This is a genomic window from Nocardiopsis coralli, assembly GCF_014892575.1.
GTDB classification, from domain to species: Bacteria; Actinomycetota; Actinomycetes; order Streptosporangiales; family Streptosporangiaceae; genus Nocardiopsis; species Nocardiopsis coralli.
The window spans coordinates 53,099-70,413 of the sequence record NZ_JADBGI010000017.1; the positions used below are offsets into that span (position 1 = coordinate 53,099).

The 17,315-nt window shown below is 71.3% G+C and carries 13 protein-coding genes; 5 read left to right on the top strand and 8 right to left on the bottom strand.

Annotated features, from left to right (window positions below; genetic code table 11):
• Positions 1-31 precede the first annotated feature (31 nt).
• The gene (locus IDM40_RS18880) at positions 32-1,561 is read right to left on the bottom strand and encodes an APC family permease (RefSeq protein WP_193123350.1); all 1,530 of its coding nucleotides are present in this window, start codon (positions 1,559-1,561) and stop codon (positions 32-34) included.
• A gap of 138 nt (positions 1,562-1,699) precedes the next feature.
• Positions 1,700-3,103: a flavin monoamine oxidase family protein gene (locus tag IDM40_RS18885; RefSeq protein WP_193123351.1), complete on the bottom strand. Its 1,404-nt coding sequence runs from the start codon at positions 3,101-3,103 to the stop codon at positions 1,700-1,702.
• 193 nt (positions 3,104-3,296) lie between these two features.
• On the opposite strand from IDM40_RS18885, the gene IDM40_RS18890 reads away from it, so the two are divergent.
• Positions 3,297-3,962, top strand: coding sequence for a TetR/AcrR family transcriptional regulator (locus IDM40_RS18890; RefSeq protein WP_193123352.1), 666 nt, complete (start codon positions 3,297-3,299; stop codon positions 3,960-3,962).
• A gap of 24 nt (positions 3,963-3,986) precedes the next feature.
• Here the strand turns inward: IDM40_RS18890 and IDM40_RS18895 are convergent, their stop codons facing one another.
• The 3 genes from IDM40_RS18895 to gabT form a co-directional block, all read right to left on the bottom strand.
• Entirely contained in the window at positions 3,987-5,420 is a 1,434-nt protein-coding gene (locus tag IDM40_RS18895; RefSeq protein WP_193123353.1) for an aminobutyraldehyde dehydrogenase, read from the bottom strand.
• Positions 5,421-5,511: 91 nt separating this feature from the next.
• A complete protein-coding gene (locus IDM40_RS18900; RefSeq protein WP_193123354.1) occupies positions 5,512-6,918 on the bottom strand; it encodes an NAD-dependent succinate-semialdehyde dehydrogenase in 1,407 nt (468 codons plus the stop codon).
• Between the two features lie 31 nt (positions 6,919-6,949).
• On the bottom strand, positions 6,950-8,269 hold the full coding sequence (gabT, locus tag IDM40_RS18905) for a 4-aminobutyrate--2-oxoglutarate transaminase (protein ID WP_193123355.1): 1,320 nt from the start codon (positions 8,267-8,269) through the stop codon (positions 6,950-6,952).
• Positions 8,270-8,370: 101 nt separating this feature from the next.
• Here gabT and IDM40_RS18910 point away from each other — a divergent pair, with 101 nt between their 5' ends.
• A complete protein-coding gene (locus IDM40_RS18910) occupies positions 8,371-9,291 on the top strand; it encodes a LysR family transcriptional regulator (RefSeq protein ID WP_193123356.1) in 921 nt (306 codons plus the stop codon).
• An 87-nt stretch (positions 9,292-9,378) separates the two neighbouring features.
• Here IDM40_RS18910 and IDM40_RS18915 read toward each other — a convergent pair whose 3' ends face one another.
• On the bottom strand, positions 9,379-10,374 hold the full coding sequence (locus IDM40_RS18915) for a hypothetical protein (protein ID WP_193123357.1): 996 nt from the start codon (positions 10,372-10,374) through the stop codon (positions 9,379-9,381).
• Positions 10,375-10,595: 221 nt separating this feature from the next.
• On the opposite strand from IDM40_RS18915, the gene IDM40_RS18920 reads away from it, so the two are divergent.
• The 3 genes from IDM40_RS18920 (at position 10,596) to IDM40_RS18930 (ending at position 14,265) form a co-directional block, all read left to right on the top strand.
• The gene (locus IDM40_RS18920; protein WP_193123358.1) at positions 10,596-11,642 is read left to right on the top strand and encodes a pilus assembly protein TadG-related protein; all 1,047 of its coding nucleotides are present in this window, start codon (positions 10,596-10,598) and stop codon (positions 11,640-11,642) included.
• A 178-nt stretch (positions 11,643-11,820) separates the two neighbouring features.
• Positions 11,821-12,693, top strand: a complete 873-nt coding sequence (locus IDM40_RS18925; protein ID WP_193123359.1) for a hypothetical protein — start codon at positions 11,821-11,823, stop codon at positions 12,691-12,693.
• Positions 12,694-13,368: 675 nt separating this feature from the next.
• Positions 13,369-14,265 carry a hypothetical protein gene (locus tag IDM40_RS18930; protein ID WP_328807065.1) on the top strand — a complete coding sequence of 299 codons (897 nt, stop codon included), beginning with the start codon at positions 13,369-13,371 and terminating at the stop codon, positions 14,263-14,265.
• 29 nt (positions 14,266-14,294) lie between these two features.
• Here IDM40_RS18930 and IDM40_RS18935 read toward each other — a convergent pair whose 3' ends face one another.
• Together IDM40_RS18935 and IDM40_RS18940 are read right to left on the bottom strand one after the other, a co-directional pair.
• Positions 14,295-15,350 (bottom strand): pectate lyase family protein, encoded by a 1,056-nt coding sequence (locus tag IDM40_RS18935; protein ID WP_193123361.1) that lies wholly within the window; start codon positions 15,348-15,350, stop codon positions 14,295-14,297.
• 219 nt (positions 15,351-15,569) lie between these two features.
• Positions 15,570-17,288 carry an ABC transporter family substrate-binding protein gene (locus IDM40_RS18940; RefSeq protein WP_193123362.1) on the bottom strand — a complete coding sequence of 573 codons (1,719 nt, stop codon included), beginning with the start codon at positions 17,286-17,288 and terminating at the stop codon, positions 15,570-15,572.
• Positions 17,289-17,315 lie beyond the last annotated feature (27 nt).

The window sequence follows — 17,315 nt, forward strand, 5'->3', positions numbered from 1 at the left end:
TTCCCTTGTCGTGGTGGTGTCGGGGCCGACACTAGGTCGGGTACTCGGTGGTCTCGAAGCGGCGGCGGAAGAACTCGGGGCTGCGCGCGTACTGCACGGCCATCGCGATCAGTCCCAGGACGAAGATGGCCAGGCCCAGGACGAAGACCAGCCCCACCCCGCCGACCTCGGACCCGGATCCGTAGGCGGGGTCCATGGAGTCCCAGGCGGTCTGGAAGAAGAAGACGAGCAGCAGGAGCCCGCCCAGCAGCGGCGCCACCAGCTTGGTCACCAGGGCGCCCAGGGACGCGGTCGCCTCGCGGCGGAAGTACCAGACGCAGGCCAGGGCGGTCACGCCGTAGTAGAAGCAGACCATCATGCCCAGGGTGGTGATGGTGTCCCACAGGACGTTCTCGGAGATCACGCGCATGACGGCGTAGAAGACCGAGGCGATGACGACGGCGACGACGGTCGCGTACCCGGGTGTGCGGTAGGTGGGGTGGACCTTCGCGTACTTGGACGAGAGGGCCCCGTAGTGGCCCATCGCGAGCATGGTCCGGGCCGGGGAGATCATCGTGGACTGCAGCGAGGAGGCGGAGGAGGACAGCACCGCCAGGGACATCAGGACGGCGAAGGGGCCCATGACCGGTCCGGCCAGTGCGGCGAAGACGTTCTCCTGGATGTCGGGGTTGCCGAGGCCGAACTCGGCGGTGGACACACCCGCGAAGGACAGGGTGGCCACCGAGACCGCGGTGTAGAGGGCCACGACCACGAGGATGGTGGCGATGGCGGCCTTGCCCGGGGTGGTCGTCGTGCCGCGGCTCTCCTCGTTCATCGTCACGACCACGTCCCATCCCCAGTAGATGAAGACGGACAGGGCCACGCCCGCGGCGAAGGCGGAGAAGGACTCCACGCCGAACGGGTTGAACCACTCCAGCCGCACCGGGGTGGCGTCGAAGGCCGAGCCGCCGGCGACGTGGCCGAACGCTGCGACGGCGAACCAGGCGAGCACGACGACCTGGAAGGTGACCAGCACGTACTGGAAGGTCTTGGTGGCCTCCAGGCCGCGGTAGGAGATCCAGGCCGCGGCGGCCATGAAGACCAGGCAGGTCGCGATGTTGACGGGCACGTTGCGCGTCAGGTCGGCGACCCAGTCCTGGCCGCTGATCTGGGACAGGGCCAGGTAGAAGAAGTCGACGGCGATCCCGGCGAGGTTGGACAGCACCAGGATGGTCGCCGCCAGCAGACACCAGCTGCCGAACCAGCCGACCCAGGGGCCGAAGGTGCGGGAGGCCCAGGTGAAGGTGGTGCCCGAGTCCGGCATGGCCTTGTTGAGCTGGCGGTAGCCGATCGCCACCAGGAGCATCGGCACGAACCCGACCAGCAGGATCGCGGGCAGGTGCTCGCCGACGGCGGAGGCGGTCGGGCCGAGGGCACCGGAGAGCGTGTAGGCCGGGGCGATGGTGGACACGCCGATGACCAGCCCTCCCAGGAGGCCGACGGCCCCGGTGCTCAGGCCTTTCCAGTGGGCGCGGCCGTCCTCGCCCTGTTGCCGGGTCGGGGGCCGGCTGGTGTCGGTCATGGTTGCTCCCTGTGGTCGCCGGGTGGGGTGTGGGCGCCGAGGGGCCGGCGCCGGGAACCGGTGAGCCGCGTGCGGTCTCACCAGGGGGTGGGGTTCGTGCGCGGTGCGCCGGCCCCTGAGAGTGTGCGGACGTGCGGGTCAGGCGGGTTCGGTCACGGACGCGAGGATCTCCTCGGCCGCGCGGCGCCCCTGCCTCAGGGCGCCGTCGACGTGCTGGTAGCCCTCGGCGGCCAGGTCGGAGCAGGCCCAGTGGAGGGGGCCGACGGGCTCGCGCTGGTGTGCGCCGTACCGGTGCAGGCCGCCCACGTCGAAGCTGGCGGCGTAGGCGCCCCGGGTCCATTCCTCGGAGACGAAGTCGGACTCGAAGTAGACGGTGGGTTCGAGGGCCTCCTCGCCCAGGTAGCGGGCGAGGGAGTTCAGGACGATGCTGCGGCGCTCGTCGGCGTCGCGCTTGAAGAGGTCGTCGGCGAGCTCGTCGGAGACGAAGGCGACCAGGGTGCCGCGGGTGTCTCCGTGGTTGGTGTTGTCGTAGACCTCCTGGCAGTACTCCTTGGCGCCGAAGCCGGTGCCGGAGAGGCCCTTGTCGCGCCAGAAGGGGCGGTCGTAGACGGCGTGGACCTTGATGACCAGGCCCATGGAGGTGTGCTGGTGCATCTGCTGCTGCAGCCACGGGAGGGCGGGTTCGAAGGAGATGCGCGAGTACAGGTTGGGCGGGACCGCCACGATCACCTGGTGGGCCCGGACGGTGAGGCGGTCGGAGACGACGGTGGCGGGGCCGTGGCCGTCCTCGTCCCAACGGATGGTGCGCACGGGGGTCTCGAGGTGGACGGTGCCCTCGTGCAGGGCGCCGGCCATGGTCTCGGAGACCGACTGCATGCCGCCGACGACGCGGCGGTCGAGGATGAAGTCCTCGTCGACGAGGTTGGAGAAGGAGCCCGCGGAGGCGGCCATGAGCACGGCCTGCAGGGCGGAGAAGGAGTGGGACGGCTTGGTGATCATGCCGCCGGCCATGAAGATGCCGAGGTTCTCGCGGGCGTCGGCGTCGTCGGTCTGTGCGCGCATCCAGGCGTCGAAGGTGACGGTGTCGAGCTCGCGGGCCAGCGGGTGGTCCCAGGGGCGGTCGGGGCCGATCTGCGCCGCGAGCTCGTCCAGGAGCCCGATGACACGCTTCATCTCCGCCTCGGTGGCCTCGCCGGCGGGGAACATCTCGCCGGTGAACTCGTGGCGGGTGCCGTCGGCGGCCAGGAAGACGTCGGAGCCCTCGCGGTGTCGCGGGTAGGTGCTCATGCCCAGCTCGTCGAGGAGTCCGTAGAGCTCGGTCTGGTCGGGCGAGACCCACTGGCCGCCGATCTCGAGGAAGGCCCCGTCGATCTCCCGGGACCAGGTGCGCCCGCCCACGCGGTCGCGGGCCTCCAGGACGGCGACGGTCCGGCCGGCGGCCTGGAGGGTGCGGGCGGCCATCAGCCCGGCGGGGCCGGCGCCCACGACGACGACGTCGCGTTCGAGCACCTCGGTGCTGCCGATGACGTGTGTGCCACTCATGGATGTGCTCCTTCGAACATCAAAATGAACTTCATTCATTAATAGGGTCCACGTCTCCGCTGTCAAGAGCGGAAGCGCAACCCCTGGGCCAGGTCAGCACGGTCGACGCGCCGGACGGCCGTAACCGCAGGGCTTCTACACTGGGCAAAAATCCGTCGGCATCCCCGCGCCGGCACGCAGGAGGAAGGCGCCAGTGAGCCAGCGAACCCCCAGCACCCGAGGCAAGGGCCGTCCCTCCTCGCCGATCCTGTCGCGCGAACGCCTGTCGCAGGCAGCGATCCGGATCGTGGAGAAGCAGGGCTACAAGCGCCTGACCATGGCCTCACTGGCGCGTGAGCTCGGTGTCTCGGCCTCGGCGCTGTACAACCACGTCGCCTCGAAGCGGGACGTGCTCGTCCTGATCCAGGACCGCATCAACGAACAGATCGACTGCTCGCCCTTCGCGACCGAACCCTGGGACGAGGCGCTGCGGCGGTGGGCGCTCTCCTACCGGCAGTGCTTCATCCAGCACACGGCCCTCATCCCGGTCATGGCGGTGCTGCCCGTGGCCGACTCCCCCCAGACACTGCGCATGTACGAACGGGTGGCGCGCGGGCTGCACGAGGCCGGGGTCGACGGCCCCGACGCGGTCGACATCATCGTGGGCATCGAGGCACTGGTGTTCGGCGCCGCCTACGACGCCTCGGCCCCCACCGACATCTTCGACCCCGGCGAACTGGAAGAACTCGCCCCGAACTTCACCCGCTTCGCCGCACAGCGACCGAAGGACCCGCGGGAGGCCGCCGACCGCGCCTTCGAGCTCTCGCTCGACGCACTGATCGACGGCCTGCGCCGCAGGTACACCGACCCTGCCGGCTGAGGCCTCCGCCCGGGACGGCCTCTCTCAGATCTCCAGCGCGTGCATGACGTGCTTGACCTTGGTGTACTCCTCCACCGAGTAGAGCGAGAGGTCCTTGCCGTAACCGGAGGACTTGAAGCCGCCGTGGGGCATCTCCGCGGCCAGCAGCACGTGTGTGTTCACCCAGACGCAGCCGAAGTCGAGGGCGCGCGTCAGGCGCATGGCGGTGCCGTGGTCGGAGGTCCACACGCTGGAGGCCAGGGCGTAGTCGACGTCGTTGGCCAGTGCGACGGCCTCCTTCTCGGAAGCGAAGCTCTGCACCGTCAGGACCGGGCCGAAGGTCTCCTCCTGGACCAGCTCGTCGTCCTGGCGCAGGCCGGTGACCACGGTGGGACGGAAGAAGTACCCGTCGGAGCCCTCGACGGGGCCGCCGCCGGTGACCACCGAGGCGTGCTCGGGCAGGCGCTCGAGCTTGTCCTTGACCGAGCCGAAGTGGCGCACGTTGTTGAGCGGCCCGAAGTCGTTCTGCGACTCGTCGGCGTTGCCGGTGGCGGTGGCCGCGGCGGCCTCGGCGAGCAGGCCCACGAACTCGTCGTGCGCGCTCTCCTCGACGAGGATGCGGGTGACGGCTGTGCAGTCCTGGCCGGCGTTGAAGGTCCCGAACTCGACCACGGCCTTGGCGGTGGCGGCCAGGTCGGCGTCGGCGAAGACCACGGCGGGCGCCTTGCCGCCGAGCTCGAGGTGGCCGCGCTTGAGGCCCTTGGCGGCGGAGGCGGCGACCTCGCGGCCGGCGCGCACCGAACCGGTGAGCGAGACCATGGACGGCTCGGGGTGCTCGACCAGGAGCTGCCCGGTGGAGGCGTCGCCCAGGACCACGTTGACCACACCCGCGGGGAAGATCTCGCCGATGAGGCGGGCCAGGACCAGGGTGGACTCCGGGGTGGTGTCGGAGGGCTTGAGCACCACGCAGTTACCGGCGGCCAGGGCCGGGCCGAGCTTCCACACCGCCATGAGCAGCGGGTAGTTCCACGGGGTCACCTGGGCCACCACACCGACCGGTTCGCGGCGCACGTACGAGGTGTGGCCCTCCATGTACTCCATGGCGGCGCGGCCCTCGAGCGTGCGGGCGGCCCCGGCGAAGAAGCGCAGGTGGTCCACGCCCATGCCGATCTCCTCCTGGGAGATCATCCAGCGCGGCTGGCCGGTGTTGCGGTGCTGGGCCTCGACGATCTCGTCGGCGTGGGTCTCGACCGCGTCGGCCAGCTTGATGAGCAGGCGCTGGCGCTCGGCCGGGGTGACGTCCCTCCAGGTCTCGAAGGCCTCACGGGCGGCGGCGAAGGCCCGGTCGACGTCCACCTGGTCGGAGACGGGCGAGACCGCGACCGTCGCCCCGTCGGCGGGGTTGACGACGTCGAGCGTGCCCTGTCCGTGCGCGTCGGTGAAGGCGCCGTTGACGTAGTTCCTGAGGACGTTTGCCATGGGGTCTCCTCGGCGGCGAAAAATGATCTTCATTCATTTTATGGGCGTGCGGGGTGATGGGCAACACATCACCCCGCACGGATTCCTCGGGTCAGGACCAGGCGACCGAGAAGTAGGTGGGCTCCAGATACTCGTCGAGCCCCAGGTCAGCGCCCTCACGGCCCAGTCCGCTCTGCTTGACCCCGCCGAAGGGGGCGCTGGGGTCGGAGACGAGGCCGCGGTTGATGCCGACCATCCCGGCCTCCAGGCGCTCACCGATGCGCATCGCCGCGTCGGCCGAACCGGCGTAGACGTAGGAGGCCAGCCCGTACTCGGTCGCGTTGGCCTGTTCCACCAGCTCGTCCTCGTCCTCCCAGACCAGGACCGGAGCGACCGGACCGAAGACCTCCTCGCGCACCACGGCGGCGTCGGGCGCCACGCCCGTCAGCACCGTGGGCGCGACGAAGGTGCGCGGCAGGTCGGGCGAGACTTCGGCACGGTGCGCCACCCGGGCCCCGTCGGCCACGGCGGACTCGACGAGGGAGCGGATGCCGTCGGCCTGGCGCTCGGAGATGACCGGGCCGATGTCGGCGCCCTGCTCGCCCGGGCCCACCTTCAGGGCCTCCACGGCCCGGCCGAAACGCTCCACGAAGGCGTCGGCGACCCGGCGGTGCACGTAGAAGCGGTTGGCCGCCGTGCACGCCTGCCCGGAGTTGCGGAACTTGGCGATCATCGCGCCCTGCACCGCGGCGTCGATGTCGGCGTCCTCGGCGACGACGAACGGGGCGTTGCCGCCCAGCTCCATCGAGGTGTTGAGGACCCGGTCGGCGCACTGGGACAGCAGCGTGCGGCCCACCCCGGTCGAGCCGGTGAAGGACAGCTTGCGCACCCGGCGGTCGGCGATCCAGGCCGAGACCACCGGCGCGGCCGCGGTCGTGGGCACCACACGCACCGCGCCCTCGGGCACCCCGGCCTCCAGCAGGATCTCCTCGATCGCCAGGGCCGTCAGCGGGGTCTCCGCGGCGGGCTTGAGCACGGCGGTGCACCCGGCGGCCAGGGCCGGGGCGAGCTTGCGCGTGGCCATGGCCGCGGGGAAGTTCCACGGCGTGATCAGGGCGGCGACCCCGACCGGGGCACGCGAGACGACGTTGCGCACCCCTCCCCCGGGGGCCGTGCCGAAGTGGCCCGGGATGCGGACCGCTTCCTCCGCGTACCAGCGGAAGAACTCGGCCGCGTAGCCCACCTCGGCCTCGGCGTCGGCGCGGGACTTGCCGTTCTCGGCGACGATGAGCGCGGCGAGGCGGTCCTTGGCGGCGATCATGCCCCGGTGGGCCCCGGTCAGGATCTCCGAGCGCCGGCGCGGCGGGGTGGCCGACCAGGACGGGAAGGCGTCGTGGGCCTCGCCGAGCGCCTGCAGGGCCGAGTGCGGTCCGTGGTCGGCCACGGTGCCCACCACGGCACCGGTGGCGGGGTCGGTCACGTCGAAGGTGGCGGCGCCACCGGCGTGTGCACGCTCCATGGTCGTGTTCCTCCAGTCGGTTCGGTCGGGTTCAGGAACGCCGCAGGGCGCCGGTGAGGATCTCCAGCCCCTCGAGGAGCAGGTCGTCGCCGATGGTCAGCGGCGGCAGGAGTCGGATGACGTTGCCCCAGGTGCCGCAGGTCAGGGTGATGACCCCGGCGTCGCGGGCCTGCTGTGCCACGCGGGCGGTGAGGGCGGCGTCGGGCTCGCCGGTGCCGGGGTCGACGAGCTCGAGGGCGAGCATGGCGCCGCGGCCGCGGACCTCGGCGATGCGCGGGTCCTGTTCGCGGGCGCTGAGCAGGTGGTCGGTGGCGATCTTCTCGACCTGGACGGCGCGCTCGAGCAGGCCGTCCTCCTCGATGGTCTCGATGGCGGCCAGCGCCGCCGCGCAGGCGATGGGGTTGCCGCCGTAGGTGCCGCCGAGCCCGCCGGCGTGGGGCGCGTCCATGACCTCGGCGCGGCCGGTGACGGCGGACAGGGGCAGACCGCCGGCGATGCCCTTGGCGGTGGTGACGATGTCGGGCTCGATGCCCTCGTGGTCGGAGGCGAACCAGCGGCCGGTGCGGGCGAAGCCGGTCTGGACCTCGTCGGCGATGAAGAGGACGTCGTTGTCGCGGCACCAGCGCACGACCTCGGGGAGGAACCCGGGCGCGGGGACGATGAAGCCGCCCTCGCCCTGGATCGGCTCCATGACGACCGCGGCCAGGTTCTGCGCGCCGACCTGCTTCTCGAGCTGGTCGATGGTGCGCGCGGCGGCCTGGGCACCGTCGAGCCCGTCGTGCAGCGGGTAGGAGCCCGGGACCCGGTAGAGCTCGGACGCGAAGGGGCCGAAGCTGTGCTTGTAGGGCATGTTCTTCGCGGTCAGGCCCATGGTGAGCGTGGTGCGCCCGTGGTAGGCGTGGTCGAACGCGGCGACCGCCTGGCGGCCCGTGTGGGCGCGGGCGACCTTCACGGCGTTCTCCACGGCCTCGGCCCCGGAGTTGAACAGGGCGGTCTTGGCGGGGCCGGGGACCGGAACCAGGTCGGCGAGGCGCTCGGCGACCTGGAGGTACTGCTCGTAGGGCGTGACCATGAAGCAGGAGTGGGTGAAGCCCTCGACCTGGGCGCGCACCGCCTCGACCACGCGCGGGGCGGAGGCACCGACGGTGGTCACGGCGATCCCGGAGGCGAAGTCGATGAGGCGGTTGCCGTCGACGTCCTCGACGATGCCGCCGCCGGCCCGGTGGGCGAAGGTCGGCATGACGGAGGAGACGCCCCGGGGCACGGTGGCGTCGCGGCGGTCGGCCAGTGCCTGTGCATGCGGACCGGGGAACGCGGACCCGAGGTGTCGGGACTGGGCGAGGTCGGCCATGGGAGCCCCCTGAGTGGTGTGACGTGGGTTTCAGTTCATGGTCCCCAGTAGCTTTTATGCTGTCCAATGCCTGTTTCTTTGGTGACGTATGCTCGGGAAGCATGGAGATCCGCCTGCTGCGCTACTTCGTGACCGTCGCCGACGAGGGCACGGTCTCCCATGCCGCCGTGCGCCTGCACATGACCCAGCCCGCGTTGTCCCGGCAGGTCAAGCAGTTGGAGAAGGAGATCGGGGTCCGGTTGTTCCAGCGCACGGGGGTTCGGTTGAGCCTGACCAGCGCGGGTGAGGAGTTCCTGACCGAGGCACGCGCCCTGCTGCGCCGCTTCGACCAGGCCGAACGGCTCGCCGCCCACCTGTCGGCCGGGCGCCTGACGTCGGTGTCCTTCGGCGCCCCGAGCACGACGCTGGTCGACATCGTGGCGCCCTTCATCGCCGGTTTCGACGCCTCCGACCCCGAACCCAGCGTCACCAGCATCGACATCGACCCGGACCTGCCGGACCTGGTGTCCAGGGTCGACCTCGGCATCACCACGCGCCCGCCCCCGCCGGGCTTCTCCGGCCTGCCCCTGGCACGGTTGCCGGTGTACGCGTACGTGCGGGAGGACCACCCGCGGGCCGGCGCGGAGAGCATCGGGGTCGGCGCGCTCGTGGACGGCGACCTCGTCCTGCCGAACCGTGACTTCGCCGCGCGCCGCCTGCTCGACCACACGGTGCGGGGCCTGGGCGCGCACTACGGGACCGTGGTGGAGACCTTCAACGGCGAGATCGCCCAGGCCCTGGCGGCCGCGGGCCGGGGTGTGGCGGTGGTGACCGACGACCCCCGGTTCGGGCTCCTGCCGCAGCGCATCACCGACGGCGCGGACACGCTGGCGGTGTCCCTGCACGCGGTGTGGGCCCACGACCACCACGCACACGCGGTACTGGAGACCATGGCGCGGCGGCTGCAGGACTTCTGCCGGGAGCGCTACGGGGCGACGTTGGACGGGGACGGGCCGGTCGGCAGAAACACACCGGGCGAATAAAACCCCCCGGCGCACATTCACCCTATATTCACCATGGGTCACACAAAAAGGACCCGGTGCAAGGGGGCCGCATTCTTTCTGCGCCGCTCAGGCCTGCGCCTTCGCGATCCGCTGCGCCTCACTCAACCGGTCGAGCAACCAGTCCGGAATGTGGTCGGAGCTGCGCGGGAAACGCTGCACGTCCCACAGGTAACACCGGGGGTCCGGGGCGGGGTCGAACTCCGGCGGGTTCTTCTGGTCGAACTCCAGCGCGATCTCCCCCGACTCCCCGATCCGGAACCGCGCCCGGAACCAGGTGCCCTTGCCCTGCTGGTACATGCCGGTGCGCAGGGTGTACAGGAGCCGGTCGGCCTCGGCGGGCAGCCACTCCAGTTCCGTGCCGGCGCCGACCCAGTCCACGCTGACGCGGGTGTCGGTGACGCCGGCGACCTCCTTGTGGTCGATGAGGATCCCGGTCCACTCCCCCTTGGGGCGCAGGGCGTCGAAGGTGCGGTCGACGATCTCCTGCACCACGTCCATCATCACCTCGGGGGTGAGCCCGCCCGCGGGGACGCCGGTCTCGCGCAGCAGGGCGGCGTCGGTGTAGGTGGCCCACTCCAGCGGCAGGTCGTCCACGTGCTCGGGCAGCGGTTCGGTGCTCTCCTCGGCGGCCCCCATGAGCTTGAGCTGGAGCCAGTCGGGCCGGTGGTCGACCCCGCGGGGGAAGCACACGTGGTCGAGGGCGAAGCTGCGGTCGGGGCGGGCCTCCCCGAAGTGGGGTTCCTCGTCGTGCTCGTAGCGCACGGTGTACCGACCGGGCCCCTCGACCTCCAGGTGGGCGGTGTACCAGGTGCCCACGGCCTCCAGGTACATACCGCTGCGCAGCTCGGCCATGAGTTCGGGGGCCGACGCCGGGGGCAGCCAGTGTTCGACGCGCCCGTCGGAGAACATCGCCTCCAGGCGCACCGTCGCGAAGTCGACCAACCCGGTGTAGACGAGCCGGAGTTTGACCCAGTCGGCCGGGGCCGACGAGAGCAGCTCGCCCGAGACGCGGCGGAGGAGGTCGTCCTGCTCAGCGGGGGTCATCGCCTTTCGGGCACTCATGGGTCCGCTTTCTAGTCGCGCCAAAATTCCGACCCGGGTCTTATCAGGCCGCACGCCCAGCAATACTATTTGCGCTCGGTGGTGGGTTTCGGGACCTTGCACAGAATGTCCTATGGTGCCACTGCGTTTTGTCCACACCCCACTACCGAACCCTCACACAGCGGGATATCCTGCGCGGTGCGGCCACTGCCCCCACGTTCCCCCACCCACCAGGATCCAGCATGGGACGATTCCGCGACGACCAGGGACAAGCCAGCGTCCTGCTGCTGTTCGGTCTCACTCTCGCCCTCCTCGCCCTCACCGTCCTGTTCGTGCGTGTGGGAGGCGCCAACGACCTGCGCTCGCAGGCCCAGACAGCAGCCGACGCCGCTGCGCTCGCCGCCGTGAGCGCGATGCAGGACGAAGCCGCCTCCGACCTCGCCTCCGGGTCCTTCCCCATGCCGGCCTACGACGAGGACGCCGCCACCGAGCGCGCCGAGGAGTACGCGCGCGCCAACGACGCGGTGCTCACCGACATCCGGGCCAGCGACAACACCATGGGGCGCAACGGGAACATCGTGCGCGTGGAGGTGCGCGGGGCGCTGTGCCAGAAGGAGCTGGAGGAGGACGCCGGCCGCGAGAGCTGGAACGACACGGTGTGCGACGGCGAGGAGGAGGACGTCGACACCGTCACCGGCAACGCGTCGGCGATCGCGATCATGCACTCCCCCACCGACTGCGACCGCGACGGCGAGGACCTGAGCTGCGGCGGGGCCGGCGTCGACGACGTCTCGGCGGCCCGGGGGCTCATCGACGTCAACCTCGTCGACGAGGAGGGCGAGTACACCTTCGACCCCGACGCCGTGGTCTTCGCCAGCGGTGCGACGGTCTCCTGCGGGTCCCTCAACGTGATCCCCGAGGCCTGCGAGACCCACGAGGTGCTCAACGAGGAGTTCCCCGGCTTCTACCTGTCCGCGGGCGGCTTCCGCCCCGAGGAGGACAGCGACCACGGGCACGGGCAGGCGATCGACTACATGGTGGCGCCGTTGGGCGGTGAGCCCACCGAACAGATGGACCAGACGGCCCTGACGGTCGTCAACTGGGTCATCGAGAACCACGAGGAGCTCGGGGTCAAGGGGCTGATCTACGACCGGGAGATCTGGAACCCCGCGCGCGACCCCCACGGCACGTTCCCGGGCACGGGGCGCCCGCACGGAATCGGAGAGGACAACACCCAGGGGCACGTGGACCACATCCACCTGGCGATCGGCCCGCCGCCCATGCGCTGACCCGGCACGTCACGCAGGTCCTGGGCGGAGCCCCGGTGGTCGGGGGCCGGACACCGTCCACGGACCCCTCGTCACGCCGCGCGGCCGGGCGGGTCTCGTACCTTCCTCGCGTCCATGGTTGTCCACAGGCTCGGAATCCGTTCTTGTGGCGGGCCTCGGCCGGGCCGAACCTGGGCCCATGGAGACCGAAGAGCACCTCCCCGCCCGCCTTCCCGACCACGACGCCCTCCTGGCCCGCGCCGCGGAGCTGCGCGAGCACCTGCACCCGGCGGCGGTCCTCGCCGAGCGGTCGGCGGCCTACGTCTGGGGCGTGGACGCCTTCCCCGACCGCCGGGACGCGGCCGAGCAGGTGCAGCACGTGTGCCTGCCGCCGCACGCGCGCAACCCGGCACGGCCGTCGGTGCGGGTGCACCGGGTGCGGTTGGAGCCGGACGAGCACACGCGGGTGTCGGACGTGCCGGTGACGGTCCCGCTGCGCACGGCCCTGGACTGTGCGGTGTACGCGCGTTCCCTGTACCTGGCCACAGGGTTGGTGGACCGATTCCTCGCCGCTGGGTTGGTGGGGGTCGAGGAGCTGGCGGCACAGTCGGGGCGGACACGGTCATGGCGGGCGCGTGAACGGTTGGAGCGGGTGCTGGCGTTGGCATCGCCGGCGAGCCAGTCGCAGCCGGAGAGCTGGGCGCGGGTGCTGTTCCGTGAGGCGGGCCTGCCGCCGCCGACACCGCAGTGCCCGGTGAGCACCGCCCGGGGGTTGTTCCACGCCGACCTGGGGTGGCCGCACCAGACGACGGTGGTGGAGTTCGACAGCGTGCGCCACCACCACACGCTCGAGCAGCGCCGGCAGGACGGGCAGCGGTGGCGGGCGATGGTCCGGGCAGGGTGGGCCGTGGTGTCGGTGAACCTGCACGACCTGGGACCGGGCGCGGGGGCGCTGGTCCTCCGGTTGCGCCGGGTGCTGCAGGCGCGGGGCTGGTGGTGCACCCCGCCCGAGGCGGAGCGCCTGGACCGGTCGTTGTGGCGGTTGCGTCGGCGCGCGCCGGTCCTGCGGTGAGGGGGCGGCGGGTGCGCGGGGACGGGGGTGCGGGGGTGTTGGAGTACGTGGCGGTGGTGGTGCTGGTGGCGGCGGTGTTGATCGGAGTGGCGGCGGGGGTTCCGTGGGACCGGGTCTCCGGCGGCACGGGGACGGCGGTCGGGCGGGCCCTGGGCGAGGACGCGGAGGAGGTCCCGGTCCCGGTTCCGGAGGGCGAGTGGACCCTGGACCCGTTGGAGGCGGCGGACGCGGTGCGGCGGTGCCTGGACGGGGTGTGGGTGCCCGATCCGGTGTCGCGGGTGGACTGCGCGTTGGCGTTGCTGGGGCTGTTGGACGCGCCGGTCCTGGAGCAGACGGTGCTGCGGTTGGAGGCGGAGGAGTTGCACGAGCTGTTCACGAGCGGGCGGTTCAGCGCGTCGACGGTGGCGCGCCGGGTGGTGACCACGGTGTGGGAGCACGGGTCCCAGGAGGTGTGGGAGCGGCTGTCCCGCACGAGCACGTTCGCGTTCCTGCGCCCGGTAGTGGAGGACCCCCGTGCGCAGTACGCACTGCGGTTCGTCCAGGTGGGATCGGAATACGTGCGCCCCGTTCTCGAACGGAAAGCGATGACGCAGCGTCATACCCCGCGTACGCATCATGCCCGGACGTGGTACGCCGACCCCTCGGGCTCCTCCCGTCAGAAGCGAGGCCCTGGACGTGTCGTCGACGAATCCCCCCGATCGCGGCACCGAGACCGCCCCCGGACCCGACGCGCCGCGGCGCAGACCCCACTGGCTGCTGGTGGCCGCGGCGGCGGTGCTGTGCCCGGCCGTGGTGGTGGCCGGGTGGCAGGCGGGCCACGTCATCACACACGACCTGGGACCCGGGGCACCGGCCACGCAGGAACCCCGGCCGCTGTCGGCGGCCCCGCCGGTGGAGGCGAGCGATCCGGCACAGGCGGAGGAGTTCGTGCGCTCGGCGGCGCTGAGGGTGGACGCGGCGCAGGGGTTCCGGGTGGTCTTCTTCGTGCACGGAGCGGGAACGGACGCGTCGGTGGGGTTGGCCTCGCTCGATCCCGGTTCGGCCGAGCGCGGGCACGGGCGGGCCGTCTTCGACTCCGGGTCGGAGCCGCGGTTCGATCACACCTTCACCGCGGTGGACGGCACCCGGGTGGTGCGCCACGGGGCGGACGACGGGCGGTGCTCGATGGCGGCGGGGCCGGGCGATCCGGAGCCGTCGGTGATCGAGGAGCCCTCCGACGCCGATGCGTACCTGTGCTCGCGCGGTTTCGCCTCGGCCAAGCTCTGGGAGGTGCTGGCCTCCTCGGAGGACCTCCGGTACGAGGGCGAGGAGTACACCGACCTGGTTCCGTTGTCCGACGACCCCGCCGACGGGGACTCGCAGGGTTCGGAGCGGGTGCCGGCGCACCGCTACACCGGCACCTTCACTGCGTTGGTGGGCGGATACGACCCGCAGGGACAGGAGAACGTGCTCTCACCGGTGGAGGAGACCGGGTTCGACCTGTGGATCGACACGGACGGCCTCCCCCGCCGGTTCGTGCACGACGACGGGGCGGGGACCGGCGAGACCTACGACGTGCACGCACTCTCCTGAGCGCGTCCGGCTCGACCCGGGGAGCCCGCTCACTCGGGCACGCCGGCCCCGTCCGCGACCAGGTCGGGGACCTCCGTGGTGGGGTCGAGCTCGTAGACGTAGGGCGGGTCGGGCACCTCGCCTCGGATCTCGGGTTGCGGGGTGTCCACGAGCAGGTTGTCGCGGGCCTCGATGTTGCCGGGTTCGTCCTCGTCGGGGGTGACCGAGAGCTCGGAGTTCTGGAAGTAATTGCCCTCCGCCAGCACGTTCGAGGCGTGGGCGGACTCCACCCCGTACTCGCCGTTGGAGCGGAAGTAGTTGTTGAACACGTGCACGTGTTCGGCGTTGCGGGCGCGGGGGTGGTGGCCCGCGGTGCCGTCGAAGTGGTTGTGGTGCACGGTCACGTGGAGCGCACCGGGTTCGTCGTCGGCGCCGCCGATGGTCAGGGCGGAGGCGGCCTCGGTGAAGCGGTTCCAGGCCACGGTGACGTGGTCGGCGCCGTCGGCGATCTCGAGCAGGGTCCCGTCGTCGCCGGTGAAGGTGGACCGGTGCACCCACACGTTGCTCGCCCCGCCGCGGACAGCCACGGCGGTGCCGTCAGCATCGAAGGACAGGCCGGTGAGCACGACGTTGTCGGCCCCGTCCACGACCAGTCCGCCGCCGGTGAGCGCGGCGCCTTCGTCGGATGCCACGAGCGTGGTGTCGGAGGGCACCTGCACGTCCCCGTCGAGCTCGATGGCGCCCTGCAGCTCGACGACGAGGGGGCCGTCCTCCTCCAGGTGCGCGCTGAGCTCGTCGGCGTCAGTGGCGGTCACCGGGTCGGCGTCGCCTCCCCCGGTCACGCCGCCGCCGTCCTCGGGCTCGCCGGACGCTTCGGTGTCGCCGTCCCCCTCGTCATCGGCGGGCGCGGGTTCGGTGGCCCAGCCGACGGGGGTCTCGGGCTGCTCGTCCTCCGGGGGCGGACTGGACTCGTCGGCCTCTTCGGGGTCGGCGTCGGCGCCGACGGGCGGGTCCGAGGGCCCGGGGTCGGGCTGCTGCGAGCAGGCGACGAGCGCCGCGCACAGCAGTGCGAGAGGGACCTGCAGGACGGTCGGGTGCAGTCGCATCGGGAACTTTCCAGCGAGCGGGGGTGGAGGGCGGCGCGATCCGCGGGGGATGGTGCCCCCGATTGTCGCATCATCCGAACCGGCGACGCGCCCGGACACCCGGCACAGCAGGCGATCCCGCACACGCGCAGGGGCGCCGCACCTCCGCTGGGGAGGCACGGCGCCCCGGGGTTCACCGTGGGGAACCGGCCGGTTCCGGGTGGAGCGGGTGGACGGGTGTTACTCGCCCTCGGCCGCCCAGCCGATGTCCTCGTAGATCCACTCGACGGCCAGGCCGGACTCACCGAAGTTGTGCAGGTTCTCGTCCATGACCCAGAAGCCGGGGCGCTCGTACAGCGGGATGGTCACGACCTCGTCCCACAGCGCCGCGTCGATCTCGTTGGCGAGCTCGGCGTAGCGGTCCTCGTCGGTCTCCTCGGCCATCTCGTCGAAGAGGTCGTTGATCTCGGGCGTGGAGTGCTGGCTGTTGTTGTTGCCCCAGTCCTCGCCGTCCTCGTCGAGCGGGCCGCCGTAGTTGCCCTTGGTCCCGCTGTGGAACGGGTGCTGCCCGGTGAGCACGAACGCGGCCATCTCGAAGTTGCCCGGCGTGATGTACTCGGTGAACAGCGCGTTGGCCGGGACCTGCTGGATCTGCACGTCGATGCCGACCTCGGAGAGCATGTCCTGCGCGATCTCGCCCTCGTCCTGGGCGATCTCCAGGCCCTCGGAGACGATGAAGTCGATGGTGAGCTCGTCGCCGTCCTCGTTGGTGCGGACGGTCTCCTCACCCTCCAGGGTCCAGCCGGCCTCGTCGAGGAGGTCCTCAGCGCGGTCGATGTCGACGTCGCCCAGGTCGCCGCTGTTGTCCTGGTAACCGTGCTGGCTGGAGCGCAGCAGGCGGTTGACCTCACCGGTGATGGGCCAGTCCACCGAACCCAGCGAGACCTCGGCCATGACGTCGCGGTCGATGGTCAGGGCGATGGCCTGGCGCACCCGCTTGTCCTCCAGGCGGGGGCTGGAACCGTTGAGGTTGATGAACCGGTGGCCGTGGTTGACGGCGCGGGTGAAGTAGGCGCCGTCGCCCTCCTGCTCCTCCAGGCGCTGGTAGGCGGCGGCGTCGTAGCCCAGGTAGAAGGCGTCGATCTCGCCGTTGTCGAAGGCGCCGGCCATGGCGTCGCTGTCCATGGCGTCGAAGATGATGCGGTCGAGCTTGGGCTCCTCGCCCCACCAGTCCTCGTTCTTGTGGAGGGTGATGCGCTCGGCGACCTCGTCGAACTCGGCGTCCCCGAACGGGCCGGCGGTCAGCGGCAGGTCGCGGTAGTAGTCCTCCGCGAACGCCTCGTCGTCGTCCATGGACTCGGCCGGGTAGAGCTCGTTGAAGAACGTGGGCCACTCGCCGTAGGGCTCGCTCAGCTGCAGGGTGAACGAGAACTCGTCGTCGCCCTGCTCGACCGACTCGATGCGCTCGTAACCCACGGTGGAACCGAGCTCGAAGTCGCCGTCGCGCTCACCGCTTCGGGTGATGGCGTTGGCCTCGTAGTCCTCCCAGGTGACCGGTTCACCGTTGGACCACTCGGCGTCCGGGTTCAGCTCGTACCAGACCTCGAGGCCGTCGTCGCTGACCCCGTAGTCGAGCACGTAGTTCGGGTTGTTCTCGTACCCGCCCTCCTCGTCGAAGTTCGAGGCGGAGGGCATGGCCGCGGCAATGACACGGCGCACGTCGGCCTTGTTGCCCTGCACGTGGGCCAGGTTGTGCTGATCCTCGTACTCGCTGAGGGCGAAGACGAAGTCGCCGCCGTCCTGCAGGTCGTCGCGGTCGGCCGGGTTGAGGTCCGAGGCGGGCAGCGCCTCGGCCTCCTCCTGGCCGCCCTGGCCGTCGCCGTCGTCGGAGCCGCAGGCGCTGGCCATGAGGACCAGGGCTGCGGCGGGGGCGAGATAACGCCACTTCCCGATTCGCATGGGGGTTTTCCTCCTAGGGATGCGTCG

Bases quoted from the DNA above. Each gene is read 5' to 3' on its own strand.
- IDM40_RS18880 (WP_193123350.1), bottom strand. From the start codon at position 1,561: ATGACCGACACCAGCCGGCCCCCGACCCGGCAACAGGGCGAGGACGGC.
- IDM40_RS18885 (WP_193123351.1), bottom strand. From the start codon at position 3,103: ATGAGTGGCACACACGTCATCGGCAGCACCGAGGTGCTCGAACGCGAC.
- IDM40_RS18895 (WP_193123353.1), bottom strand. From the start codon at position 5,420: ATGGCAAACGTCCTCAGGAACTACGTCAACGGCGCCTTCACCGACGCG.
- IDM40_RS18900 (WP_193123354.1), bottom strand. From the start codon at position 6,918: ATGGAGCGTGCACACGCCGGTGGCGCCGCCACCTTCGACGTGACCGAC.
- gabT (WP_193123355.1), bottom strand. From the start codon at position 8,269: ATGGCCGACCTCGCCCAGTCCCGACACCTCGGGTCCGCGTTCCCCGGT.
- IDM40_RS18910 (WP_193123356.1), top strand. From the start codon at position 8,371: ATGGAGATCCGCCTGCTGCGCTACTTCGTGACCGTCGCCGACGAGGGC.
- IDM40_RS18915 (WP_193123357.1), bottom strand. From the start codon at position 10,374: ATGAGTGCCCGAAAGGCGATGACCCCCGCTGAGCAGGACGACCTCCTC.
- IDM40_RS18920 (WP_193123358.1), top strand. From the start codon at position 10,596: ATGGGACGATTCCGCGACGACCAGGGACAAGCCAGCGTCCTGCTGCTG.
- IDM40_RS18925 (WP_193123359.1), top strand. From the start codon at position 11,821: ATGGAGACCGAAGAGCACCTCCCCGCCCGCCTTCCCGACCACGACGCC.
- IDM40_RS18935 (WP_193123361.1), bottom strand. From the start codon at position 15,350: ATGCGACTGCACCCGACCGTCCTGCAGGTCCCTCTCGCACTGCTGTGC.
- IDM40_RS18940 (WP_193123362.1), bottom strand. From the start codon at position 17,288: ATGCGAATCGGGAAGTGGCGTTATCTCGCCCCCGCCGCAGCCCTGGTC.